The sequence below is a fragment of the Halomonas sp. PR-M31 genome (genome assembly GCF_001039575.1).
Classification (GTDB): Bacteria; Pseudomonadota; Gammaproteobacteria; order Pseudomonadales; family Halomonadaceae; genus Modicisalibacter.
This window is the reverse complement of the sequence record NZ_JIBT01000040.1, coordinates 1-21554: the sequence shown is the minus strand read 5'-3', so window position 1 is coordinate 21554 and position 21554 is coordinate 1. Positions and strand designations below refer to the sequence as shown.

The window sequence follows — 21554 nt, the reverse complement described above, 5'->3', positions numbered from 1 at the left end:
TCCATGCCGCCATATTTGGACTTCCAGTTGTAGTAGGTCGCATCGGAAATGCCGTACTCCCGACAAACTTCCTTGACCAAGCGACCAGCCTCGACCTCTTTCAGAATCTGGACAATCTGTGACTCGCTGTAACGTGATTTTTTCATGCCGCTCTCCGTTTGCCTCATTGTAGGCCGAAGAACTCTAATGACGTATGTACCGATTTTAGGGGATGGTTACAATGGCTTTCGGGGTCGCTGGCATGACCCCGATCATGACTGGCCGCTAATCAAGGGATACTTATGGACTACAACTGGAATTGGGCGGTTCTGTTCCAGGAACCCTATCTGGGCTGGCTTCTCTCCGGCTTGCAGTGGACTCTGCTGGTAGCGATCGCTGCCTGGGTCATCGCCTTCCTTGTGGGCTCCATGATCGGCATTCTGCGCACGGTGCCCAACCGCCTGGTACGGACCCTGGCGGCAGCCTATGTCGAGTTGTTCCGCAACATCCCGCTGCTGGTGCAGCTGTTCGTGTGGTACTTCGTCGTGCCCGAGCTGCTACCCAGGGATCTAGGCCTCTGGGTCAAGCGCGATATGCCCAATCCCGAATACATGACGGCCGTCGTGGCGCTGGGCGCCTATACGGCGGCCCGCGTGGCCGAGCAGGTTCGCTCCGGTATCCAGACCATCGGCAAGGATCTGGTGAACGCAGGTCTCGCCATCGGGCTCACACCCCTTCAGACCTATCTGTACATCAGGCTGCCGATCTCCTATCGGATCATCGTGCCGCCGCTGACCTCTGAATTCCTGACGATCTTCAAGAATTCATCACTGGCGTTGACCATTGGCGTGCTGGAACTGACCGCCCAGGCGCGGCAGATCGAGAACTACACCTTCCAGGGCTTCGAGGCGTTCACCGCCGCGACGGTGCTTTATCTGGTCATCACGCTTCTGGTGGTGCTGCTGATGCGCCTGATCGATCAGAAGACGCGTATCCCGGGCTCGGTGGGGGCAAACTAGATGAGTGATTTTGATTTCCGGGTCATTTTTGAATCGCTTCCGTTCCTGTTTGATGGATTGCTCATCAGCTTTCAGTTGACCTTTCTGGCACTGGTGGCGGGACTTGTCTGGGGAACTATCCTGGCGGTAATGCGTATCTGGGGACCGGCGCCTCTACGCTGGTTCAGCGCTATCTACGTCAACGTCTTCCGTTCGATCCCGCTCATCCTGGTCATCTTCTGGTTCTATTTCCTGGTGCCACTGCTGATCGGCCGCCCGGTGGGCAACTTCACCAGCGCGCTGATCGCCTTCTCGCTGTTCGAGGCGGCCTATTATGCCGAGATCATGCGTGCCGGACTCAATTCGGTCTCGCGTGGACAGGTCTATGCCGGCCTGGCCATCGGGCTGTCGCCGCGCCAGAACCTCCAGTACGTGATCCTTCCCCAGGCGTTCCGAAACATGATCCCGGTCCTGCTGACTCAGGCGATCATCCTGTTCCAGGACACCTCCCTGGTCTACGTGGTGGCCCTGAGCGATTTCATGACCTCGGCCAGCGTGGTGGCCAAACTGGAAGGGCGGCTGGCAGAGATGTACCTCTTCGCGGCGCTGGTTTATTTCGTCATCTGCTTCTCCGGCTCCCTGCTGGTGAAGTACCTGCAGAGAAAGAAGGTCGCATGATAAAAATCGACAATATCGACAAGTGGTACGATGACTTCCACGTCCTGAAAGGCTGCTCCCTCGAGGTCGAACGTGGTGAGGTGATCGTCATCTGCGGGCCGTCCGGCTCGGGCAAGAGCACGCTGATCAAGTGCGTCAACGCGCTGGAGCCGGTCGACAGCGGGCGCATCCTGGTCGAAGAGACCGACGTGACCGCCAAGGGCACCAAGCTGCCCTTGGTGAGGGCGCGTATCGGCATGGTGTTTCAGCATTTCGAGCTGTTCCCGCACAAGACGGTGATCGAGAACCTGATGATGGGCCAGATCAAGGTGCTGAAACGCTCGCGCGAAGCCGCGCGCGAAAAGGCGCAGAGCCTGCTGAAGCGAGTCGGCCTGGTTGATCAGGCACAGAAGTACCCCTCGGCCTTGTCCGGCGGGCAGCAGCAGCGGGTGGCGATCGCCCGGGCTCTGGCCATGGACCCCATCGCCATGTGTTTCGATGAGCCGACCTCGGCGCTCGATCCGGAGATGATCAGCGAAGTGCTGGACGTCATGGTGGAGCTTGCCAAGGAAGGCATGACGATGATGGTGGTCACCCACGAAATGGGCTTTGCCCGGAGGGTGGCGCGCCGGGTGGTCTTCATGGACCAGGGAGAGGTGAAGGAGATCGCAGCGACCGAAACCTTCTTCAAGAACCCCGAGACCGACCGTGCCAAGGAATTCCTGTCGAAGATCCTGGCGCACTAGTATTATTGGCCTCCCTCTTTTTGTACGAATCCCTTTAGGTTCTTGCCAATAAAGTGGTGAAGGTCGTCGAGGGGTAAATATATCTTGCAGCGATCGCCGACTTTTTATCCAAAGCCCAAGATCGCAGGTGCTCCATTGGTGGACTTTGTACGAAGTAATGACGAAGTATATACTTCGTATATTCGTTACTGATGGAAGCATCAATCATGGCTAAACAAGCGGTATTTACGATGAAGCTGGAGTCCGAGCTACGGGATGAGTTCATGGCCGAGGCCGAGGCGGCTCATCGACCCGCCTCGCAGGTGCTTCGTGAGCTGATGCGCGAATTCATAAAGCGACAACAGGAGTCTCGGGAATACGATGAGTTTTTGAGCCGCAAGGTGGAGATTGCGCGGGCCTCGGTGCAGGCTGGCCGTGGCCGCTCCAATGAAGAAGTCGAGGAAGAAGCGATGCTGCGGCGTGCTGAGTTGCTGCGTGAGGCCGACGAGGCTGGCCAGTGAAAGTCAAATGGACGCCTGAGGCGGATCGAGATCGACAAGATACAAGAGAATTCATAGCGGTTAATGATCCCCGTGCTGCGGCTCGGATGGAGTAACTTTTCAGCAACGCGGCTGCCAGGCTTGCTGATTTTCCCGAGCTAGGGGCAAAAGGCAAGATCCCTGGTACCCGCGAACTGATCCCCCATGAGCACTATCGGCTCGTCTATATGATAGAAGATGACGTCGCATGGATGCTGGCCCTGGTTCATACCGCAAGGCGATGGCCGCCCCTCAAAGAATAAACCGCCTTCCTCACATCATGATCGCCAGCAGCACCGGCAAGTAAATGAATGACAGCAGCGTCGAGCAGAACACCAAGCCAGCGACGTATTCCGGTTCACGCCCGGCGCGCTGGGCGAAGAGGTAGTTGTAGACCGCCACCGGCATGCTCATCTGCAGGATCAGCACGCTCTGCGCAAGAGGTGGTAAGTCCAGCAGCTGGGCGACGCCAAAGGCAATCAAGGCAGCGGCAGGGATACGCAATAGGCTGAATCCTAGCCCCGAGGTCAGGCTTTTGACCTGAATGCTGGCCAGGGACACCCCCAGGGTGATCAGCATCAGCGGTACGCAGAAGCCCGAAATCAGATCGACGGTATTGGCCGCCCAGCGGGGCAAAGATGGGTCGGTGAGCAACAATCCCAGTGCAATTAGTATGGCGTAAATAGTGGGGGTACGAAGCAGCGTGCGCAGTGGATGGCCGCCCCGACTGGCCAGCATGGCGCCAAAGGTGAACTGAAGCAGACTAACCGAGACCATCACCGTGATGGCATGGGCAAAGCCGGCATTACCAAACGCGTAGAGCGTGACCGGGAGCCCCATGTTGCCGGTATTGGGATACATCATCGGTGAAATGATCACTTTCCAGCTCTTGCCCAGCACCTTGGCCATCAGCAGGCTGGCAACGGCCATGATCCCCATCACCATCAACGCCCCCAGCAAGGTTTGCCCGAAGCTTCGGGCATCGATTTCGGCATTGCCCAGGGCAGCAAGGATCAGTGCCGGGGTGCCGATGTTGAACACCAGTTTGGTGACGAACTCGACCGGATAATCGTAGCCCAGGCGTATCCAGAAAAAGCCGAGACCCGCACCGAAGAATACCGGCGCCATGACGGCAAACAGCTCGGCGAGCATGGGGAAATCCTGTATCAGGTGTGCAAACGCCCGTCATGAACGGGTTATTGTGGAAAATAGTGTTCAGCCGCGCTTTTATCACATCTGCACTGTGGCTGTTATCTATTGATGCCCTGAAGCGTCGAGGAGCTGCTGTTATTGATCTCTTCTATCCATTTGCGTACGCGGTGACGCTGCCAGCGATTGATAAATTGCGGGGTATCCGGGGTCGCCGGGCTGAGAATGCAGTAGCTCTCTTTTTGCTTGAGCCTGAAGCAGCGCTGTGCGGCGAAGGGCAGGCTTTCTGGGCCATAAATTCCAATGAGACGGACGGTCAGGCTGCGAAAGCGAACATTACCTTCGGGGCGATGACCGTCCATCTTGATGCCTTCACCGTCGGCCAGATGCCTGATGATTCGATCGAAGGTGCCAATATGGAAAAAATCGTTGGCGTTCAGGGGCCCCTGTTGGCTATTGGAAAGAGAGACCACGGTGCCACTTATTTCCTGAGTGATCCTTCCTTGGGACGTCTCGAGTTCGGCAATCAGATATTCGACCATCACCGGTTCGTCACTCATGTTGCTGATGATGCACAGCGCGTGGGTATCCCTGCGCTTGCCGCCATTGATCAGCAGTCGTGGATGACGACGTCGACGCATCTCCGTATAGAGGTACTGCGAAAATCCCAGCCAGATGATGATCGAGCCTACGGTAGTGAAGATGCTTAGAATGTCTGAATGTTGGGATAACCAGCCGAACATGGCTTTTCCTGCATTATGAGCTGAAGATGGATCGCTATTCATACTACATGCAATCGGCGAATAGAAATTTAGCCCGAAGCAGATTCGAGAGAATTCAATCCTGCCTGTTTAGCGTACTCGACGCTGTGATCATTCGCCGCTATCTTGGAATGGCTTGATTTGCGGCGATCTTCGACTTGCTCTCAGGGGTTTGCGAAGCGTGTTGACGCTTTGTTAGTGTGGTTAAGTTCTTGAAATTTGAAAATCAAACAAGGAGTTTGGTTGCTATGTCCAGTCCAGAGCATAAGCAGAAAATATGGAACATGATCAAAGATATCCAGGTAGGCATGCTTGTCACCCTGGACGGTGACACGCCCAGAGCCCGGCCCATGCATCTGGTGCAGGATGAGTACGACGGCACCCTGTGTTCTACACCAAGCGCAGCGCCGAGAAGGTGATGGAGTCACAGCAGGACAGCAAGGTCTGCTTGAGCTTCTCCGATCAGGAAGAGGGAATCTACGTCTCGATGTCCGGCACCGCCAACCTGACCGACAACCGGGAACTGATCGACAAGTACTGGAATCCGTTCGTGGGCGCCTGGTTCCCGAAGGGCAAGGAAGATCCGGACGTTGCTTTGATGGAAATCAAGATTCAGATGGGCGAGCACTGGAAGTCCAAGGAAAGCAAAACGTTCCAGCTTTACGAGATTGCCAAGGCCAACATGACGGAAAAGACCCCGGACATGGGCGAGAATGAAAAGTTTGGCGACGAGAGCAAGTCGTAACGCTTCAAGAATGTTTCAACACTAATGCAAAAAGCCAAACCGAGAATTCGGTTTGGCTTTTTTCTTTTTGGCATCGATTCTTTAGGTCAGCCGTAGCGGCGGCTCGACCAGCCCCGGCACCTTGAGCTCCGCCACGAATAGATCGCCGGCCATGGGCTCCCGCTCACGTCGAACAGAATCCATGCCCACCCAAGCGGTGGTGATGTACAGCCGATCCAGATGTTTGCCACCGAAGGCGGGGCAGGAGGGCTGAGCGGTTGGCAGGCTGATCTCATCGATGATATGAGCGTCACCGTTCAGGCGCAGGATTTTGCCGGCGCCCCAAAGGGCCAGCCACATCGTGCCTTCGCTGTCCATCACCGCACCGTCCGGGCTGACAGGCTGCCCGGAAAAATCCGCCCAAGGTGTAGGTTCGCCCTGGGGCCAGCCTTCAGCGTCGAGTGCCCAGCGATAGACGAGTCCCAGGGCGGTATCTGCAAAATGGGCATAGTCACCCTGGGGCGAAAAGCAGATCGCATTAGGAACAGTAACGTTCGAGCGCAGCGTCTTGAGCTCGCCCCGATGCAGCCGATACAGGCTGCCTGCGCCTTTTTCGGCATGGTGTCCCATGGTGCTCAACCAGAGGCTGCCGTGACGATCGACCCGGCCATCGTTGGAGCGGGTGATTGGGTTGTCCGCCTCGAAGTCGAATAACTGCTCCCGCGTGCCGGAAGCGGGATCGAAACGCTCAAGAGCGGTTTCACCTACCACCAGCAAATTACCATCCGTCATTGGCGCGGCAAGAGAAATACAGGTGCCGAAGTCCGTGTGACCATGTTCGCCGCTTTCCGGCGCCAGCCAATGCAGTCGCCCGCTTAGGATATCGCACCAGTAGAGCCGCCCGCTGGCGGCATGCCACTGCGGTCCTTCGCCTAGTTTGCAGCCGCAGGCTAGGGCTTGTTTGGCCTCATAGGTGCTCACGCCCGACCTCCGTCGATGATCAGCTCTTGGCCGGTCATCATCCTGGATGCCTGGGAGGCCAGAAACAGACAGGGGCCGATCATGTCTTCCACTGCAATCGTCTCCTTCAGGCACTGCTGATCCAGGCACTCCTGCAGATCCTTGTCGTTGACCCACAGCTCGCGCTGGCGCTCGGTCATCACCCAGCCGGGGATCAGGCAATTGACGCGGATATTGTCAGGCCCGAGTTCTCTGGCCAAGGCCCTGGTCATGCCCATGATGCCGGCCTTGGCGGTAACATAAGCGGGATAGCCGGCGTTGCCGAGCAGATAGGAGTTCGAAGATATGTTGATGATGGCGCCGCCGCCTTGTTCGCGCATACCCGTAGATACTGCCTGAGCCGTGAAAAAGTGCGGACGCAGATTGGTGGCAATGGACTCGTCCCAATCGTCGACGCCCCATTCCTCAAGGCTGTGGCGGGTGTCCCGAGCAGCGTTGTTGACCAGCACCTGAACCGGCCCGTGAGCCTTCTGGGCCTGGAGGATGGCCGTGCGTAGCGCCTCGATGTCACGAATATCGCAGCGAATGAACAGCGGGCGATTGCCGTGTTTTTGCTCCATCTCGTCACAGAAGGGCGTGGCATCGGAAAGGCCGACGAAGGCGACTCGCGCCCCCTGAGACACAAACCCTTCCGTCAGCCCGGCCCCGATGCCCGAGCCGCCTCCGGTGATGAAGACGCTGGCACCCTTCAGATCCGGAAACTGCAGGTCTTGAAAAGAAAAGCTCATATCGGTCTCCTTACCGTTATCTACCACTCTGCAATACTGCCATCCTCATGCATCCACACCGGATTGCGCCAGCGATGCCCGACCTCGGCACGCTCCTCCACAAACGCCTCGTCGATCTCCACGCCAAGCCCGGGCCCTTTGGGTATGACGCAAAAACCGTTCTCGATGGCCAGCGCCGATTTGTCGACCAGATAGTCGAGCACGTCGTTATCCTTATTGTAGTGAATGCCCATGCTCTGTTCCTGGATAAAGGCGTTGTGACATACCGCATCCAGCTGCAATGAGGCGGCAAGGGTGAGCGGGCCGAGCGGGCAGTGGGGAGCAAGTGCCACATCGAACGCCGAGGCCAGGGTGGCGATTTTCAGGCCCTCGCTGATACCGCCGCAGTGGGAGAGATCGGGTTGGATGACGTCGACCATGCCCTCGGCGAGCAGATCACGGAACTGAAAGCGCGTATGCAGGCGTTCGCCGGTGGCAATCGGGTAGCCGAGTCCCCCGGCGATATGCTTTAAACTAGGCAGATGTTCCGGCGCTACCGGCTCCTCGACGAACATCGGATGGAAGGGTTCGAGTTCGCGAAGCAATGCCTTGGCCATGGGACGATGCACCCGGCCATGGAAATCGATGCCGATGCCTACATCCGTTCCTACCGCATCACGAGCCTCGGCAACCCGGGCCACGGCCTCGTCGACCTTCCTGTGGGAATCGACGATGGCAAGCTCCGGGGTGCCGTTCATCTTGAAGGCGGTAAAGCCCTGATCGACCAGAGCCTTGGCGCCGGCGCCACATCCGCGGGGCGATCGCCGCCGGTCCAGGCGTACATGCGCATCTTGTCTCGCACCGCGCCGCCCAACAGCTGATGAACCGGCACACCGAGATCGCGACCCTTCAGATCCCACAGGGCCTGATCGATGCCGGCAATGGCGCTCATTAAAATCGGCCCGCCTCGGTAGAAGCCGGCGCGATACAGTGTGTTCCAGAGGTGCTCGATACGATGCGGGTCCTGACCGACCAGATAATCCGCCAGTTCGTGCACCGCGGCCTCGACGGTATTGGCGCGCCCTTCGATGACCGGTTCTCCCCAGCCATAGCAGCCACTGTCGGTCTCGATCTTCAAAAATAGCCAGCGCGGCGGCACCTGCCAGGTCTTGAGTCGGGTGATCTTCATGAGGATGTCCTATCGAGGATGACGAAGCCCCTCATGGTAGCAGGCGCGTCATGACACGCCCACGGCATATAGTCCGCAACCATCGAGTCCATAACCCTCGCTTGGCAGGGCTTTGCTACTCGAGTACCCGACATCCAATTACGGATGCATGCTGCCGCTGTCGATGAAGCGCTGATGCCAGGCCAGGGCCTCCGGCAGTAGATGCGGGGTGTGCTTGCCATAGCTTTCCTGACAGGCGCGATCGAAGTAGTCCTCGAGCATGGGACGATAGTCCGGATGGGCGCAGCACTCGATGATCCGCTTGGCGCGCTGTCGCGGCGACAGGCCGCGCAGATCCGCCAGGCCCTGCTCGGTCACCACGATCATCACATCGTGCTCGGTATGATCCACGTGGCTGACCATGGGCACGATGGTGGAGATGTTGCCGCTCTTGGCAGTGCTCGGGGTCATGAAGATGGACAGGTAGCCATTACGGGCGAAGTCGCCGCTGCCACCAATACCATTGACGACTCGGCTACCTGCCAGGTGGGTCGAGTTGACGTTGCCGTAGATGTCCATCTCGACGATGCCGTTCATGGCGATACAGCCCAGGCGACGCACGACTTCGGGGTGATTGGAAATCTCCTGGGTGCGCAGCAGGATGCGGTCACGATAGAAATTCACGTCCTTGGCAAAGGTTTCGAGCCCTTCGCTACTCAAAGAAAAAGAGGTCGCCGAGGCCATGCGCAGTACGCCCTGACGAAGCAGGTCCAGCATGCCGTCCTGAATCACCTCGGTGTAAGCGGTAAGATCGCGATAGCCGCCTTTGGCCAGGCCGGCCAGCACCGCATTGGCAATGTTGCCGACACCGGACTGAATAGGCAGCAGCTTTTCGGTCAGTCGACCCTGCTGGATTTCTCTCTCGAAGAAGTCGAGCAGGTGGCCGGCAATCTGCTGGGAGGCTTCATCCGGCGGATTGAAGGCGGAATTTCGATCCGGCGCATCGGTCTTCACCACGGCAATGATCTTTTCCAGTGGGCAGTGCAAATAAGGCTCGCCAATGCGGTCATCGGGCTGGTAGATCGGAATCGGTTTGCGCTGGGGCGGCAGGGCCGTGCCGTAGTAGACGTCGTGCATGCCCTCGAGCGCCATGGGCTGCCAGCAGTTGATCTCCAGGATGACCTTGTCCGCAAGGTCCAGCCAGGTCTTGTTGTTGCCAACCGACGAAGAAGGGATCAAGGAGCCGTCCTCGCGGATACCGACGATCTCCACGACCGCAATGTCGATATCACCAAAGAAGCCGAACCAGGCGTGCTGTGCCACGTGACTCAGGTGCATGTCGATGTAATCCATTTCACCGGCATTGATGTGCTCACGCACGGTCGGATCGGACTGGTAGGGCAAGCGCAGCTGCATGCCCTTGGCTCGGGCAAGAGCACCGTCGAGCTCCGGCGCCGTCGATGCCCCGGTCAACACGCGAATCTGAAAGTGTTCTCCGGCATCTGCCGCTTGATTCATGCGGGTGGTCAGCGCTTGAGGAACCGCCTTGGGATAGCCAGCGCCAGTAAAGCCACTCATGGCCACTGTCATGCCCGGCTCAATCAGTTTGGCGGCTTCATCCGCCGACATCATCAAACCGCGTAACCCTTCGTGCTGAAGACGTTCGTCCATGTCAGCCTCCAATTAGCGAGATAACAAGATAGGAATGTTTGCCTGCTAATAGCTATAGCAGAAAACATGACATTCAGATAGGCAGTGGTGAATAAGCGAAAGAGGATGTTCAAGGGAAAGCGTCAAGGAAGGTTGCTGCCTACTGCTTTTCTGAATTCAAGTAATAAGGGCAGCTGCGGCGGACATCACAAGAAAAGTCAGAGCATAAAAAAAGGCGGGGTGACCCCGCCTTTTATGGTGACTCCTGGCTATGAGCCAGCGATATTAATTGTCGGTTTCTTGCTCGACTTCGTCACCTGCCTGTTCCATCTTGTCACCGGTGGCTTCAGCGGCTTGCTGCGTCTTTTCGCCAGCGGTATCGGCAGCCTGCTTGGTGTTTTCTACGGCGCTATCGGCAGCCTGCTCAGTCTTGTCCCCAGCGGTATCCAGGGCATCACCTGCACTGTTGAGTGCGCTGGCCGTGGCTGCCTTGGTGCTTTCCCAAGCGCTGGAGGCACCCTGCTTGGTGCTTTGCCAAGCGTTCGCCGAGGCTTCCTTGGTCTGAGACCACCAGTCGTTGGTGTACTCAGGCTGCTTGGAAATTTCATCTTCCGTCATTTCGACGGTGACTTTGTATGCTATTTCGTCCTTGTCGTCGCCATTGATGGTCTCGACGGTGAACTTGCCGGTCTCGATGACGTATTGCGATTGACCAAAATCGAGAAATTCACTGGTATCGATGACCAACGAATTCACCTGCATGTTCTCATCAAGCAGGACATCTTCCACTTCGCCGACGACCTTATCCGGCTGCTGGCTCGAGAAAACCTCGGCATCGGTGAGTTCATCAGCGGAATAAAGCCCTTGCGACTGTGCAAAAGCGGTTCCACCCAGCGTCAGTCCCCCTGCGATGAGGGCAGTGTAAATAGCAGTGTTTAGTGGCTTACGCATATTCATGGTGTTGCCCCTTATAAAATTCCGTTTTAGTTGTGGAGTCTTCGACGAAATGATTTGCCGATTCCCTCCTTTTTAACTATGGGGCAAATTGATTGGATTTCAACCATTGAACCGATAAGTTACCAATCTGCAAGATATTGATCTCTGTTAAATTAATCGATAGAACGCTGATGGCAGCACCAGTGATGGCCCCCTTCGAACCTTCGACCGCAAGACGTAATTTTCAACCGAGAGTTAGTGAGTCTTTACGTTTTGGCTTAACGCGGCAATGCGATCACGCTCAGTAAATAGCCGTTCAAGAAAGTGTATTGGCCTTGGATATGACTACCTGACGGCCAAATAGGAGAAAGTGTTTTGAGTAGCCGTAAACTCACCTGCCGAGATTCAGGCTTCCATTTGTCCAGCTCAGCATCCTGAAAATAAAATCGCACCCCCACTAGCGGGAACAGCGCCTTGAGCAGACTCTCCTTCAAGGAAAACACCTGGGTGACAAAAGCGCCGCGCTGCTCCAAAGGCAGCGCAGTTAGCCAGTTGCGCTCCCTGGGGGTGAGTATTGGCGGGGCCAGGCGTTCACCGCGTTGAAGGCTCATCACCGCTTCCGCATCCAGCCCGATGCCGTGATAGTGATGAGCGGAAGCCACCAGGGCCGCCGCCAAGCTGCCGCTGTGGGTGATCGAACCCACTAGGCTTGGGGCCACAGCGGCGCCTTGCTTTCGCCGATTCCCGGTATCCAGGATGTTCCCGTCAGCCGTCGTGATGCCTCCCGGACACACAGGCGCCCGGCAAGAAATTCCGCCCGGCGCTTGGGCGCCGCCTGCTGGATGGCGGAAGGTACATCGATGCCATGGGCGGCGGCTTCATCCCCTGACAAGCGCTCGCGATCAAACTGCAGCCCTACCCACTGAGCGTCGGGTAGTGGCTTCGGCCAGGGCCAGCGATCCTCGAGCGCACGGCAGCCATCGGGTAATGGCGTCACGATGTCAGCGATCGACAAGAACGGCGTCGAGTTCCACCGGCACCTCGTCGCCGATCTCTTCATAGCCAAGCATCGTCAGGATCATGCGAACGGCCTGGTTGTTCGTCAGCTCCCGGCCATCAAGGGCAACTCGCTCGGCATTGCGTACCCGGATGGTGTCGTCGCTTTCTCGAGTGAATTGGGCCTTGAGCGGTCCCTGTCTATTCTGTCCATCCGCCCGCACGTTGAGTATCAGGGTCTCGGTCATGGATTCGTCTACGGCCAAAGCGTCGAGCCGATCCAGTGGCAGTTGGGTGGATACCGAGGCCAGGACGGTATCCGATACCGCGGACAACCAGGAAGGCAACGAGCCCACCCGGTCCATGAGATCGGTCTGGCGCAATCGCAGTGGCAGGGTCAAGATACTACCCTTTGCACTCGAATAGCTTTCCAATTGGCGCACTGCGTGACTATGTGGCACCGGGCCGTCACGGGTGATCTCGACAATCGTTGCCTGCACGCTGGACTGTTCCGGCTCGAGCCGCCAATCCGCCTGGGCGGGCAAGGCTGCAAACAGCGCCATAGCTGCGGTCAAGGCTAACGTGCTGCGGACTCGGCGTTGAAAAACAGAATGAAAACGCATCGTTCCAAACTCTCCGTGATGGTTGGAAATAGTTGCATGATCAATGGAAAACGCCTCTGGCCTCATCCATCGCCATTCGCTATCATACGCGACCATCATAAGGGCCTATAGCTCAGTTGGTTAGAGCAGGGGACTCATAATCCCTTGGTCGTAGGTTCGAGTCCTACTGGGCCCACCATTCTTTTCAATAGCTTAGCGCTTTGCGCTGGTGAGTCCCATAGTCCAAGGGTACAGTTTCGGTACAGTGCCGATCCTTCAGCCCCTGGAGTTTTTCATGGCCACCATCGTCAAGACCCCCTCTGGTAGCTGGAAAGCCGTTATCCGCAAGACCGGCTGGCCGACCACCGCCAAGACCTTTCGTACCAAGCGTGATGCTCAGGATTGGGCACGCCGCACCGAAGATGAAATGGTGCGGGGTGTTTATATCCAGCGCAGTGCCTCGGAGCGCATGACTTTGGAGTCGGCCCTCAAACGATACTTGGCCGATGTTACCCCTACCAAGAAGCCCAGCACCCAGAAGAGCGAGCGCGGTAAGGCTGTGAAGCTCGTCGAGCACTTGGGTAAATATTCTCTCGCGGCGTTAACGCCTGACCTCATCGCAAATTATCGCGATACTCGTTTGAACAGCCTTGGGCGTAGAGGTTCACCGATCAGCCCCAACACTGTGCGCCTGGAGCTCGCATTGCTTGGGCACCTCTACACCGTGGCCATTCAGGAGTGGGGGCTAGGCCTGACCTACAACCCCGTCCAGAACATCCGCAAGCCGAGCCCAGGGGAGGGACGCGACCGGCGCCTGAGCCTGACGAGGAGAAGCGCCTGTTTGCCGTGCTGCGGCAGCACAGCAACCCGATGCTGGCTTGGATAGCGAGAATCGCCCTGGAGACGGGCATGCGCTCGTCGGAAATATTGACCCTCACTCGTTCGCAGGTCGACGTGAAGCGCCGCGTAGTGCGCCTCACCGACACCAAGAACAACGAAGCTCGCCTAGTACCGCTGACTCAAGCGGCCACTGAGGTGTTTAAACAAGCGCTAAACAACCCGGTGCGCCCGCTTGACTGTGACTTGGTGTTCTTTGGCGAGCCTGGAAAGGATGGTAAGCGCGGCCCCTACGCTTACACCAAGCTCTGGAACCAGGCCAAGAAACACGCCAGGCTCGATGACTTTCGCTTTCATGACCTACGCCATGAGGCCGTCAGCCGGCTGGTAGAAGCCGGCTTGTCCGACCAGGAAGTTGCCGCAATCAGTGGTCATAAATCTATGCAAATGCTGAGGCGGTATACGCATTTGAGGGCTGAGGACTTGGTCGCAAAGCTAGACAGAATTTAAAGATAATCGCCAAATATCTTGGCTGCTTAGTAGCGATATCTCTCCTGTCAATCACTTCCTGCTCTGCCCAGGGACAACTCTAAGCTAATTCTTGCACGGGAAGGAATGATAAAAAGCTTAATAACGTATTCTGTACTGTATTTTGTATCGTATTTCGTATTGTACAGGATATTAAATATGAAATGAGTGGACGAAAGCCCAAGGGGGAGCCTAGCTACGAGGCAAGCCAAGAAGTGATTGAGGAGTGGGAAGTAATAAGAATAATAATCATATTATTATTCTTATTATTCAGGCTTCCGGAAGCCTAGAAATCGGCCTGAGAAATTTGCGTCGAATTGTATTTTTTGTTAATCGCTTGATTAGGATATTTTTTATCAACTTTGTTCGCATCTTGGTTGATCAAAGTGATGTACCTTGAAAATCAAGGTGCAGCATATTGACTGATAATTGTAACTTGCTGATTTGAGCTGTTTTTTGAATTGGTTAGTATCACTTTCATCAATGTACGATTGATGAGAGCTAGCTATGACTGTAGATGATTACCTTGTTGGCCGATTTGGCCTTTTGATGAGCATATCTGACCTGGCTGACCTGCTCGATCGCTCTCCAGATGGCGTGCGTGTCTCTTTATATAGCGATACTGAGGTGTCGAGAAAGCTGAAGCCGACAATGGTAAAGGTAGGGCGTCGAGTCTACTTTCGGACTCTTCAGGTAAAGGATGCGTTGGGCTTGGAAAGCTGATGAGCGTGCAAGCAATAGCCTGGGCTCTACATCAGCAAATTGTGAAAGACCCCGGTGCGCGTCATGTACTCATTGGCTTGGCTAATCATGCCGACGAAATAGGTCGTTACGCTTTTCCAAGCATCGAGCTGTTATCTAAATATACAGGCCTTAAGCGTCGAACTGTTCAAGAAAAAATTAAGTTGCTAAAGGAGTTGGGTGTAATAAAGAAAGGAAATCAGAGGGTGGCAGCGGCAATTATTGACCGCGCTGATCGTAGGCCAGTGGTATATGACCTCAGAATGGACATTGGTTCCAATCAAGGCGTTGTCGATTCTGAAAAGAAAGCGAGTAGTGAGGAGCAACGGGATGCGAAATCTGCACCCTGTCTGTCACGGGGGGCAAATACTGCACCCCGCCACTGCCACGGGGCGCAGATTACGGTGGAACGGGGTGCAATATCTGCACCCGAACCGTCCTTAACCGTCACTAACTCACACACATACGTAGATGAACAGAGCGAGAGGCATCCTAAGCAGTACCGAATGACCTATGCATGGGAACCCGATAACGATGCCTTCAGGTTCGCATGTAAACGCAGAGGCATGCCTGATGATATTTGCCCTAGCCAAGCTGAGGTAGCTGACTTTATTGGCTTTTATTCGGAAACAGATCGGACGTTCACTGAACAGGGCTGGCATGACCGGTTAGCACGTTGGGTTTATGAAAACCAAACGTCTCGGAAAGGAACTGAGGAAAGGTCCTCGCGACCTTGGGGGAAAGATGGCGATGAAAGTTACTATGGAAAATCTTCATCACGTCGTGTCTCAGCTGCCGAAGCACGAGAACGAAGCCGGAGATATTCATAACTGGAAAGCTGAATCTGAATCAAGTTTCAATGCGCAAGTAGTGAATGAAAGCGACATTGATGCACTATTCGATGCCCTTAAGAACCTCTACGGTAATAAGTTTGTTAGTCAATGGGGTTTGTTTGATGAGCAGGGGGTGTGGCTTGCTGAATTGGCCCATTTAAATGTCATGCAGATAAATATTGGCTATTGCCGTTGTAAGGAGAGGCTTAAAGATTTTGTTAGAGAAGGTAAGGACGCTTGGCCGCCACAACCTGCAGAATTCGCTGTTTTATGTGAGCTAAGGCCAGAGGATTTAGGCATGCCAACTATGGAAGAAGCTTGGGCGGAAGTATGTGAAAAAGCTCACTCTCCTGGTAATCAGTTGTGGAGCCATGTCGTTGTCCGTCTTGCTGCTAGAAAAGTAACGTGGGCTGTTATGCACACCTCCTTTGACGAAATGGGCAGGGTTCGCGACCGGTTTAGTCAGGAATACCTTGCACTGGTTAACCGTGTGATGAGCGGGCAGCAATTATCTGATCAGGCATTGCTGGGCAAAGACAATGAACTTACTCCGGTCCAAAGGGCTGTGAAACGGGGAGAGGAACGAGCTCTGATGCTGGCAAAGAGCTTGGATTGCACAAAGGTTAAAGGCGCTGCGCTGAGCGAAATTAGGAAAATGTTGTCGCACTGATAAATACGCTCTGCTCAGTGATTTTAACAGGAAGGCCATGGGATTAGTTATGGGCATGTTTAATTAATGAAAGATCTTCTTATAGGAATCTAGGATGGCGAACAATAATTTTGCTGCGCCTAATTATATCGATAGTGGTTTATCACGGCTTTGTCGAACGCATGCAGTAGAATTGCAAGCGATGCAGAGTGAGATTAAAACTTTGGTAATTATTGCCGGTTACGCTCGCGATTCTATAACTGAAGGGCTGGAGGATCTTCCTGAAGAATTTTTCATATGTATTGAGGAGATGAAAGAGGTGATGGAATCCATCGATCTGAAAAGCCTGGATTTTGAAAAGCGGGCACTCACGCTCCAGAGAACGAAACGGCGTCTGGAGGCCAAGGCGAACCGTCAGAAGCCTCAAGAGGAGGTTTGATCATGAGCATCAAAATTTCGTGCGCACGAAAAATGGCCGGTGTAGCCATCGCGGCCACGGTTGGCCTAGCACAGCCCGTCATGGCGGGCGGGATCCCAGTTATTGACGTTTCCAACCTGACTCAACAGATTTTGCAGGTCCAGCACATGTTGGATCAGATCGACCAACTGAAAAGCCAGCTCGAAACAGCCAACAAGGAGTTGGACAGCATGAGCGGCGTTCGCGGCCTGGGCAATGTCATCGACTCGGCCTACGACACCGCCGTGAACATCGATCCTAACCAAGTGCTGAATGACGCCGGCATCAGGGGGGCGAACGAACACGGCCTGACCGGCGACGTGGCGGACCTGTACGACAGCGGCAACCAGAACACGGCGACCTGGCTTGGCCAGTCCCAAAAGTCCCTGGAACAGGCGCAGGAGCGTTTCAGCGAGCTGACCGGCTTGGTGGCCGAGGTCAACAACAGCCCTGACCAGAAAGACATTCTGGACCTCCAGGCCCGTATCGGCGCCGAACAAGTCATGCTGCACAACGAGATGGCCAAACTGTCCATGCTCCGTTCGCAGGCCGAGGCCAACCAGGCCATGCACAACCAGCGCGTACAGCAGATGCGCGTCGCGTCATCTGGGGAACCTTTCGAGCTTGATTGGTAAGGAGGCCTTATGAGTATCAGGAAAATTTCGTGCGCACGAAATATTGCCGTTGTGGTTCTGGTCAGCGTTGCGCAGTCGGGGTGTTTTGACGAAACCCCGGATACTGGCCCGGTGCAGACCGTGGACTGGTACAAAGCGCATGACGACGAGCGCAAGGTGACACTGGAGACGTGTGGCAACAACCCTGGCGAACTCCAGGAGGCGCCGAATTGCATTAATGCACTCCAGGCGGAGCGGGCACTGTCTAGCGGTGAGCCCTTCGAGCTCGACCTGTCTAGCCTCAAAAGCGAGGAGGACTCATGAACCTGTTTGAAGGCATGTTCTCCGTCGTTGATCAGGCACTGGACCAGTACATCGTCAACACGGCTACTGACCTCATCGCTTATATCACTCCGATGTTCACCAGCATGTTGATCGTCTGGATCGCCATCTGGGGCTATTTGATGATGTTTGGCAAGGTCAGTGAGCCCTTGCAGGAGGGCGTTTTTCGCATCCTTCGCATCGGCTTCATCATGACTTTGGGGCTGACGGTCGGTACCTATATGGGCGTCGTGGTGGACGTGCTGGCTCACGGCCCGGAAAAGGTAGCAGCAGTCATCACGGGGTCCAATGGAGGCGCAGCGGCCATTTTGGACAGCCTGTTCTCCCGCGTTCTCGCCGTAGCTGATCAGGCCTGGGATAAAGCGGGAGTCATGAGTGGTGATTTCGGCATGTATCTGGTGGCAATTCTGATCATGGTGTTTGGTGGTGGCGTTGCCATCGTGGTCGCCTTTCTTCTGCTGGCCAGCAAGGTGGCGACGACGGTACTGCTGGCGATTGGCCCGCTCTTCATCATCGGCCTGTTGTTTAACACCACCCAACGATTTTTCGAGAGCTGGCTGAGTATGGTGATCAATTTTGGCACGCTGTTGATTTTAGGATCAGCTATTGGACGTATGGTTATCGATGTCAGCGAAGCGTTCATGGACATCGTGGAGTCTTCGGCAAGCAGCATGGCCAGTATGACCACCAGCGCCTATCTGATTGCTTTTTTTGCCCTTGGCATTCTGGTGCTGAAGCAAGTGCCAGCCATAGCTTCTGCATTGGGTGGTGGCGTGGCATTAGCAACTCAGGGGGCTCTCAGCTCCACCATGAGTGCCATGCGGCCCTCTGCGATCCGGCGTCAGTATCGTGGGGTTCAGCGTGATGCTCGTCTGGCAGGTAGTGCTGCTACAGCGCCTTACCAAGGTGCCAAAAAGGCCTACCACGCCTATCAGAAGCGCTTCGGCGCTGGTAATACGATCACTGGAGGATAAGCCATGAATGCCAAGACTAGATGGCTAGATACCTGGCGTGCTCGCTGGGTGGGTATAAAGCGAGCCGGAGAGCTGGGGCTGTCGGGCTTACTGCTTGCTGTAGGTGTGGTGCTGTTCGTGACGTTACTCCCTGAGCTGCCTGGCATGGTCTGGGACGCACTGACCGGTGACGAAGAAGTTACCCGTACACTGTTCATATGCGCGGTTGGAATCGCTGTGTGCGTACTCCAATGGCGATGGCGTATGGCGCTATATCCGCAGCTCCGGCGTAATGCAGCAAAGGAGAAGACACTATGAGCTACCAGCGCTTGACTCCCCAAGAGATAGAAGATTTGCGTGCCGAGATGCGTGCTGCCGGCCAGTGGATGAAGGATGAGATGGCCAGGCGCCGGCGTGAGCGTGGAGAGGCCACTGAGACTAAGACCAGTGACTCCCCTATGCCTAATGGTGAAGCCTCTGATCCAGCCCCTAGCGACGATCAAGTTTGATACAGGTTCGTCAGCATTACTAATTGTAAAGGCTACCACTTCGGGTGAACTCTCTGGTTTCGTGCGCACGAAACGAGATAGCTATATGCCGAGGCTAGGCAGAGAGAGACATCTCCGTACGGATTACTAGTTGGCGAAGCCTAGCGCCTGGCTCTTTGGCAGTTAACCTCGCCTATGACGAAAATCATTTTTCGTACGTAAGAAAAGAATGGATAGGTTTTGAGCTAGGGCAGGATTCGCAAAGTGCTGGCATTTGGTACCAAGTGCTCGGGCAGGTTCATAGTTCTATAGAAGTGTCTACGTATGGATTGGCGATCATGAAGGTGACTAGAACTCGACTGACTGATGATGAGAAGGCAGCGTGGAATCAATTCTGCCGAGCGAGCCATGTTAGTGAATCCAAGATGCTAAGGATGATGATCCGGAAGGTGTCTGGCAGTGCGCCTCATGCTGCTGCCAGTAGCGCAGAATCAAAATCTGAAAAGGTTACGATTCGGCTAGCGCCTGGGGATTTCAAAAAAATGGCCGGGATGGCTCAAGAAGAAGGGTACTTAAATCGTACCAGCTGGACGACAGCGGTCGTGCTGGCTGCTCTTCATCGCGAACCTGTCCTTACTGATGAAGAGATTAAGGTGTTGCGTCAATCATGCCGTGAGTTGGGTGCAATCGGGCGTAACCTTAATCAGGTGGCTAGGGCTTTGAATGTGGAGTTTCGGGATGGGGATAAAATCAAGCGTGAAGCAATTGAGGCTCTGGCTAAGCGCATAGATGAACACCGTGCGCTAGTTTTCCAGTTATTGAATAAAAATATGAATCGTTGGAGTTAGCAAGGTATGGTGAAAGTTGCCAGGATCTATATGCGAGCAAGCAGTAAATCTCAGAGTCTTGAGCGCCAGGAGAGGCTGATTGCAGATGCAAGAGAAGCTGGGTATTACATTGCTGCTGTGTACCGCGAGAAGGCCTCGGGAGCTATAGTTGATCGTCCAGAACTCATGCGCATGATTTCTGACCTGCAGCCTGGGGAACTCGTGGTTGCTGAAAGAATCGACCGTATTAGTCGGTTGCCTCTGCCTCAGGCCCAAGCTCTTATAGATACTATCCACGAAAAAGGCGCTAAGTTAGCAATTCCTGGCATTTTTGATTTTTCAGACTTAGTAGCCGAATCGGAAGGGATAACGAAAATAGTCCTTGAATCTGTGCAGGAAATGCTACTGAAGCTTGCTCTGCAAATGGCTAGAGATGATTATGAAGAGCGCCGTAGACGTCAGCAGGAGGGCATCGAACTGGCTAAAGAAAAGGGGCTGTTTACGGGGCGCCGACCAGACAAAGTACTTCATGACCGAATCAGAACTCTGCGGTCAGCAAATTTTTCTATTGCAGAGACGGCTCGTATCGCTGGCTGCAGTGAGGCTTCGGTTAAGCGTGTCTGGGCTGCGCGTGTAGATAAGGGAAATCAATAGTACCATGATACTATGCACGTCCATCTACGGTTGTTAATAAGGGGGGCTTGTGCAAAGAGGGATTGCGTTGGGAGTTGTTTTTCTTTCTTGCCTATATGTGGCGGGTTATGTTTATAAATATTCATTTTCTCGCCAATAACAAGTGAGATTGGATGGGTTGATCTTGATTCATCTGACTATATTGCCTGGGGTGTGTATTCCTTGATTGATCCGCTTAGGATTAATGTTGTTATACTTGTTGTTGCCTATTCTGCTGCCTTAACTTATTTTTCTAGTGTTGTGTCATTCCTTTATAAAGTGAGGGGGCGACTTTTTCTTGGGCCGTTTAGTCGGGATGCGGCCCGCAGTTTAGTGATTATTTTCTGTGTTTTTGGTTACTATGCTGTTGGCTGGTTTGTGCTTTTATGGGTTGCCAGGGGCCTTGAGGATATCGAATCAATGGCCAGGTCTGAGGTGGGTGAGTTTTTGAATTCAAACAGAGTTGATGTCATGTGTCAGCTCGATGGAGAAGAATGTGTTAAAGGGAAGATTTTTTATACAGGAGAGGACGATTATATATTTTACGAACATGGGAATGATGTCTACTCTGGTGAGTTCCATGTGGCGCACAAGAGAAATGTTTACGTTAAGGTTGGCTGGGATGAGGGTAGTAAAGCCAAGATGTGGAAGCCAGGCGAGAGTAGTGAAAGCAAATAAGCTTCGGGAGTTAGCTAAGGTTCGCTTTTGGGCTGGGCTGGGCTGATTGAAGCCCAGTCTCCCGTGTATGATGCCCCTCAATCATTCCTGAATCGAAAAAGACGTGGGGAAGCATCGTGAACACGGAGAGCCATTCCCAACTGGCCGCTTTCATCTGGTCCGTAGCAGACCTGCTACGCGGCGATTTCAAGCAATCCCAGTACGGCCGCATCATCTTGCCCTTTACGCTGCTCCGGCGGTTGGAGTGCGTTCTGGAACCGTCCAAGTGTAAACACCCCTGTTTTAGTGGCACCGCCGATTAGAGTTTTCCGCCCGTTGATGTTT

The 21554-nt window shown here is 54.7% G+C and carries 29 protein-coding genes, 1 tRNA gene and 3 pseudogenes; 22 read left to right on the top strand and 11 right to left on the bottom strand.

Translation table 11 applies throughout. The features are described from left to right. Nucleotides 1-146: transposase (locus tag CH74_RS12035; RefSeq protein ID WP_048307778.1), on the bottom strand; the 146-nt coding region annotated here is incomplete at its 3' end. 135 nt (nt 147-281) lie between these two features. Here CH74_RS12035 and CH74_RS12030 point away from each other — a divergent pair. The 5 genes and pseudogenes from CH74_RS12030 to CH74_RS19610 form a co-directional block, all read left to right on the top strand. Next, nucleotides 282-998, top strand: coding sequence for an amino acid ABC transporter permease (locus CH74_RS12030; RefSeq protein WP_048307777.1), 717 nt, complete (start codon nt 282-284; stop codon nt 996-998). Beyond that, entirely contained in the window at nt 999-1655 is a 657-nt protein-coding gene (locus CH74_RS12025; RefSeq protein ID WP_048307775.1) for an amino acid ABC transporter permease, read from the top strand. Further along, entirely contained in the window at nt 1652-2380 is a 729-nt protein-coding gene (locus CH74_RS12020) for an amino acid ABC transporter ATP-binding protein (protein WP_048307773.1), read from the top strand. The genes CH74_RS12025 and CH74_RS12020 overlap by 4 nt, the downstream gene beginning before the upstream one ends. A 206-nt stretch (nt 2381-2586) precedes the next feature. Further along, on the top strand, nt 2587-2880 hold the full coding sequence (locus CH74_RS12015; RefSeq protein WP_048307768.1) for a hypothetical protein: 294 nt from the start codon (nt 2587-2589) through the stop codon (nt 2878-2880). Nucleotides 2881-2996: 116 nt separating this feature from the next. Beyond that, a pseudogene (locus tag CH74_RS19610) lies at nt 2997-3161 on the top strand (type II toxin-antitoxin system RelE/ParE family toxin); the annotation flags it as partial. A 10-nt stretch (nt 3162-3171) separates the two neighbouring features. Here the strand turns inward: CH74_RS19610 and CH74_RS12010 are convergent. Both CH74_RS12010 and CH74_RS12005 read right to left on the bottom strand, forming a co-directional pair. After that, nucleotides 3172-4050, bottom strand: coding sequence for an AEC family transporter (locus tag CH74_RS12010; RefSeq protein ID WP_048307767.1), 879 nt, complete (start codon nt 4048-4050; stop codon nt 3172-3174). A 98-nt stretch (nt 4051-4148) separates the two neighbouring features. Beyond that, nucleotides 4149-4790: a hypothetical protein gene (locus CH74_RS12005; protein WP_048307765.1), complete on the bottom strand. Its 642-nt coding sequence runs from the start codon at nt 4788-4790 to the stop codon at nt 4149-4151. A 266-nt stretch (nt 4791-5056) separates the two neighbouring features. On the opposite strand from CH74_RS12005, the gene CH74_RS19605 reads away from it, so the two are divergent. Next, nucleotides 5057-5227 carry a pyridoxamine 5'-phosphate oxidase family protein gene (locus tag CH74_RS19605; protein ID WP_253273052.1) on the top strand — a complete coding sequence of 57 codons (171 nt, stop codon included), beginning with the start codon at nt 5057-5059 and terminating at the stop codon, nt 5225-5227. After that, nucleotides 5194-5553 (top strand): pyridoxamine 5'-phosphate oxidase family protein, encoded by a 360-nt coding sequence (locus CH74_RS12000; protein ID WP_253273051.1) that lies wholly within the window; start codon nt 5194-5196, stop codon nt 5551-5553. Before CH74_RS19605 ends, CH74_RS12000 begins: the two co-directional genes overlap by 34 nt. 81 nt (nt 5554-5634) lie before the next feature. Here the strand turns inward: CH74_RS12000 and CH74_RS11995 are convergent, their stop codons facing one another. The 8 genes and pseudogenes from CH74_RS11995 to CH74_RS11965 all read right to left on the bottom strand — a co-directional run bounded on the left by CH74_RS11995 (nt 5635) and on the right by CH74_RS11965 (nt 12572). Beyond that, nucleotides 5635-6513, bottom strand: coding sequence for an SMP-30/gluconolactonase/LRE family protein (locus tag CH74_RS11995; protein ID WP_048307764.1), 879 nt, complete (start codon nt 6511-6513; stop codon nt 5635-5637). Beyond that, complete coding sequence (locus tag CH74_RS11990; protein ID WP_048307763.1) at nt 6510-7280, bottom strand: SDR family NAD(P)-dependent oxidoreductase; 771 nt, start codon at nt 7278-7280, stop codon at nt 6510-6512. The genes CH74_RS11995 and CH74_RS11990 overlap by 4 nt, the downstream gene beginning before the upstream one ends. 20 nt (nt 7281-7300) lie before the next feature. Next, a pseudogene (gene dgoD / locus CH74_RS11985) lies at nt 7301-8448 on the bottom strand (galactonate dehydratase). A 138-nt stretch (nt 8449-8586) separates the two neighbouring features. Next, nucleotides 8587-10098 (bottom strand): acetyl-CoA hydrolase/transferase family protein, encoded by a 1512-nt coding sequence (locus CH74_RS11980; RefSeq protein WP_048307762.1) that lies wholly within the window; start codon nt 10096-10098, stop codon nt 8587-8589. 264 nt (nt 10099-10362) lie between these two features. Then, on the bottom strand, nt 10363-11034 hold the full coding sequence (locus tag CH74_RS11975; protein ID WP_082140411.1) for a PRC-barrel domain-containing protein: 672 nt from the start codon (nt 11032-11034) through the stop codon (nt 10363-10365). A gap of 257 nt (nt 11035-11291) precedes the next feature. After that, a complete protein-coding gene (locus CH74_RS17845) occupies nt 11292-11732 on the bottom strand; it encodes a 4'-phosphopantetheinyl transferase (RefSeq protein ID WP_156181505.1) in 441 nt (146 codons plus the stop codon). Then, nucleotides 11717-12028, bottom strand: coding sequence for a hypothetical protein (locus CH74_RS17840; RefSeq protein WP_053070745.1), 312 nt, complete (start codon nt 12026-12028; stop codon nt 11717-11719). The genes CH74_RS17845 and CH74_RS17840 overlap by 16 nt, the downstream gene beginning before the upstream one ends. Continuing rightward, nucleotides 12015-12572 carry a hypothetical protein gene (locus CH74_RS11965; RefSeq protein ID WP_253273050.1) on the bottom strand — a complete coding sequence of 186 codons (558 nt, stop codon included), beginning with the start codon at nt 12570-12572 and terminating at the stop codon, nt 12015-12017. The genes CH74_RS17840 and CH74_RS11965 overlap by 14 nt, the downstream gene beginning before the upstream one ends. Before the next feature lie 161 nt (nt 12573-12733). Between CH74_RS11965 and CH74_RS11960 the strand changes: the two genes are divergently transcribed. From CH74_RS11960 to CH74_RS18310, 15 genes and pseudogenes are all read left to right on the top strand, one after another. Then, nucleotides 12734-12810: transfer RNA gene (locus tag CH74_RS11960), tRNA-Ile, on the top strand. Nucleotides 12811-12876: 66 nt separating this feature from the next. Beyond that, nucleotides 12877-13497: a hypothetical protein gene (locus tag CH74_RS19600; RefSeq protein ID WP_253273049.1), complete on the top strand. Its 621-nt coding sequence runs from the start codon at nt 12877-12879 to the stop codon at nt 13495-13497. Continuing rightward, the gene (locus CH74_RS19595; RefSeq protein WP_253273053.1) at nt 13482-13958 is read left to right on the top strand and encodes a site-specific integrase; all 477 of its coding nucleotides are present in this window, start codon (nt 13482-13484) and stop codon (nt 13956-13958) included. The genes CH74_RS19600 and CH74_RS19595 overlap by 16 nt, the downstream gene beginning before the upstream one ends. A gap of 740 nt (nt 13959-14698) precedes the next feature. After that, nucleotides 14699-15355, top strand: a pseudogene (locus CH74_RS20045) (helix-turn-helix domain-containing protein); the annotation flags it as partial. A 46-nt stretch (nt 15356-15401) separates the two neighbouring features. After that, nucleotides 15402-16220: a replication protein P gene (locus CH74_RS11945; RefSeq protein WP_253273048.1), complete on the top strand. Its 819-nt coding sequence runs from the start codon at nt 15402-15404 to the stop codon at nt 16218-16220. A 94-nt stretch (nt 16221-16314) separates the two neighbouring features. After that, a complete protein-coding gene (locus CH74_RS11940; RefSeq protein ID WP_048307759.1) occupies nt 16315-16638 on the top strand; it encodes a hypothetical protein in 324 nt (107 codons plus the stop codon). A 2-nt stretch (nt 16639-16640) separates the two neighbouring features. Further along, nucleotides 16641-17291, top strand: coding sequence for a type IV secretion system protein (locus tag CH74_RS11935; protein WP_048307758.1), 651 nt, complete (start codon nt 16641-16643; stop codon nt 17289-17291). 9 nt (nt 17292-17300) lie between these two features. Further along, nucleotides 17301-17594: an EexN family lipoprotein gene (locus CH74_RS11930; protein WP_053070744.1), complete on the top strand. Its 294-nt coding sequence runs from the start codon at nt 17301-17303 to the stop codon at nt 17592-17594. Next, nucleotides 17591-18586 carry a type IV secretion system protein gene (locus CH74_RS11925; protein WP_048307757.1) on the top strand — a complete coding sequence of 332 codons (996 nt, stop codon included), beginning with the start codon at nt 17591-17593 and terminating at the stop codon, nt 18584-18586. Before CH74_RS11930 ends, CH74_RS11925 begins: the two co-directional genes overlap by 4 nt. Before the next feature lie 3 nt (nt 18587-18589). Beyond that, nucleotides 18590-18883 (top strand): hypothetical protein, encoded by a 294-nt coding sequence (locus tag CH74_RS11920; RefSeq protein ID WP_048307756.1) that lies wholly within the window; start codon nt 18590-18592, stop codon nt 18881-18883. Next, complete coding sequence (locus CH74_RS11915) at nt 18880-19074, top strand: hypothetical protein (protein ID WP_048307755.1); 195 nt, start codon at nt 18880-18882, stop codon at nt 19072-19074. Before CH74_RS11920 ends, CH74_RS11915 begins: the two co-directional genes overlap by 4 nt. A gap of 317 nt (nt 19075-19391) precedes the next feature. Next, nucleotides 19392-19901 (top strand): plasmid mobilization relaxosome protein MobC, encoded by a 510-nt coding sequence (gene mobC / locus CH74_RS11910; protein ID WP_048307754.1) that lies wholly within the window; start codon nt 19392-19394, stop codon nt 19899-19901. 6 nt (nt 19902-19907) lie between these two features. After that, nucleotides 19908-20534 carry a recombinase family protein gene (locus CH74_RS11905; protein ID WP_048307753.1) on the top strand — a complete coding sequence of 209 codons (627 nt, stop codon included), beginning with the start codon at nt 19908-19910 and terminating at the stop codon, nt 20532-20534. Between the two features lie 201 nt (nt 20535-20735). Next, nucleotides 20736-21230: a hypothetical protein gene (locus CH74_RS18665; RefSeq protein WP_156181501.1), complete on the top strand. Its 495-nt coding sequence runs from the start codon at nt 20736-20738 to the stop codon at nt 21228-21230. A gap of 116 nt (nt 21231-21346) precedes the next feature. Then, a complete protein-coding gene (locus tag CH74_RS18310) occupies nt 21347-21532 on the top strand; it encodes a type I restriction-modification system subunit M N-terminal domain-containing protein (RefSeq protein ID WP_253273047.1) in 186 nt (61 codons plus the stop codon). Nucleotides 21533-21554: the final 22 nt, after the last annotated feature.

Coding starts and splice junctions, on each gene's coding strand:
- CH74_RS11990 (WP_048307763.1), bottom strand. CDS start 7,280: ATGAGCTTTTCTTTTCAAGACCTGCAGTTTCCGGATCTGAAGGGTGCC.
- CH74_RS12025 (WP_048307775.1), top strand. CDS start 999: ATGAGTGATTTTGATTTCCGGGTCATTTTTGAATCGCTTCCGTTCCTG.
- CH74_RS11915 (WP_048307755.1), top strand. CDS start 18,880: ATGAGCTACCAGCGCTTGACTCCCCAAGAGATAGAAGATTTGCGTGCC.
- CH74_RS11945 (WP_253273048.1), top strand. CDS start 15,402: ATGAAAACCAAACGTCTCGGAAAGGAACTGAGGAAAGGTCCTCGCGAC.
- CH74_RS11925 (WP_048307757.1), top strand. CDS start 17,591: ATGAACCTGTTTGAAGGCATGTTCTCCGTCGTTGATCAGGCACTGGAC.
- CH74_RS12030 (WP_048307777.1), top strand. CDS start 282: ATGGACTACAACTGGAATTGGGCGGTTCTGTTCCAGGAACCCTATCTG.
- CH74_RS12010 (WP_048307767.1), bottom strand. CDS start 4,050: ATGCTCGCCGAGCTGTTTGCCGTCATGGCGCCGGTATTCTTCGGTGCG.
- CH74_RS19605 (WP_253273052.1), top strand. CDS start 5,057: ATGTCCAGTCCAGAGCATAAGCAGAAAATATGGAACATGATCAAAGAT.
- CH74_RS19595 (WP_253273053.1), top strand. CDS start 13,482: ATGCTGGCTTGGATAGCGAGAATCGCCCTGGAGACGGGCATGCGCTCG.
- CH74_RS11935 (WP_048307758.1), top strand. CDS start 16,641: ATGAGCATCAAAATTTCGTGCGCACGAAAAATGGCCGGTGTAGCCATC.
- CH74_RS12005 (WP_048307765.1), bottom strand. CDS start 4,790: ATGTTCGGCTGGTTATCCCAACATTCAGACATTCTAAGCATCTTCACT.
- CH74_RS11905 (WP_048307753.1), top strand. CDS start 19,908: ATGGTGAAAGTTGCCAGGATCTATATGCGAGCAAGCAGTAAATCTCAG.
- CH74_RS11965 (WP_253273050.1), bottom strand. CDS start 12,572: ATGGCGCTGTTTGCAGCCTTGCCCGCCCAGGCGGATTGGCGGCTCGAG.
- CH74_RS11930 (WP_053070744.1), top strand. CDS start 17,301: ATGAGTATCAGGAAAATTTCGTGCGCACGAAATATTGCCGTTGTGGTT.
- CH74_RS12020 (WP_048307773.1), top strand. CDS start 1,652: ATGATAAAAATCGACAATATCGACAAGTGGTACGATGACTTCCACGTC.
- CH74_RS12015 (WP_048307768.1), top strand. CDS start 2,587: ATGGCTAAACAAGCGGTATTTACGATGAAGCTGGAGTCCGAGCTACGG.
- CH74_RS11975 (WP_082140411.1), bottom strand. CDS start 11,034: ATGAATATGCGTAAGCCACTAAACACTGCTATTTACACTGCCCTCATC.
- mobC (WP_048307754.1), top strand. CDS start 19,392: ATGAAGGTGACTAGAACTCGACTGACTGATGATGAGAAGGCAGCGTGG.
- CH74_RS11940 (WP_048307759.1), top strand. CDS start 16,315: ATGGCGAACAATAATTTTGCTGCGCCTAATTATATCGATAGTGGTTTA.
- CH74_RS11920 (WP_048307756.1), top strand. CDS start 18,590: ATGAATGCCAAGACTAGATGGCTAGATACCTGGCGTGCTCGCTGGGTG.
- CH74_RS11980 (WP_048307762.1), bottom strand. CDS start 10,098: ATGGACGAACGTCTTCAGCACGAAGGGTTACGCGGTTTGATGATGTCG.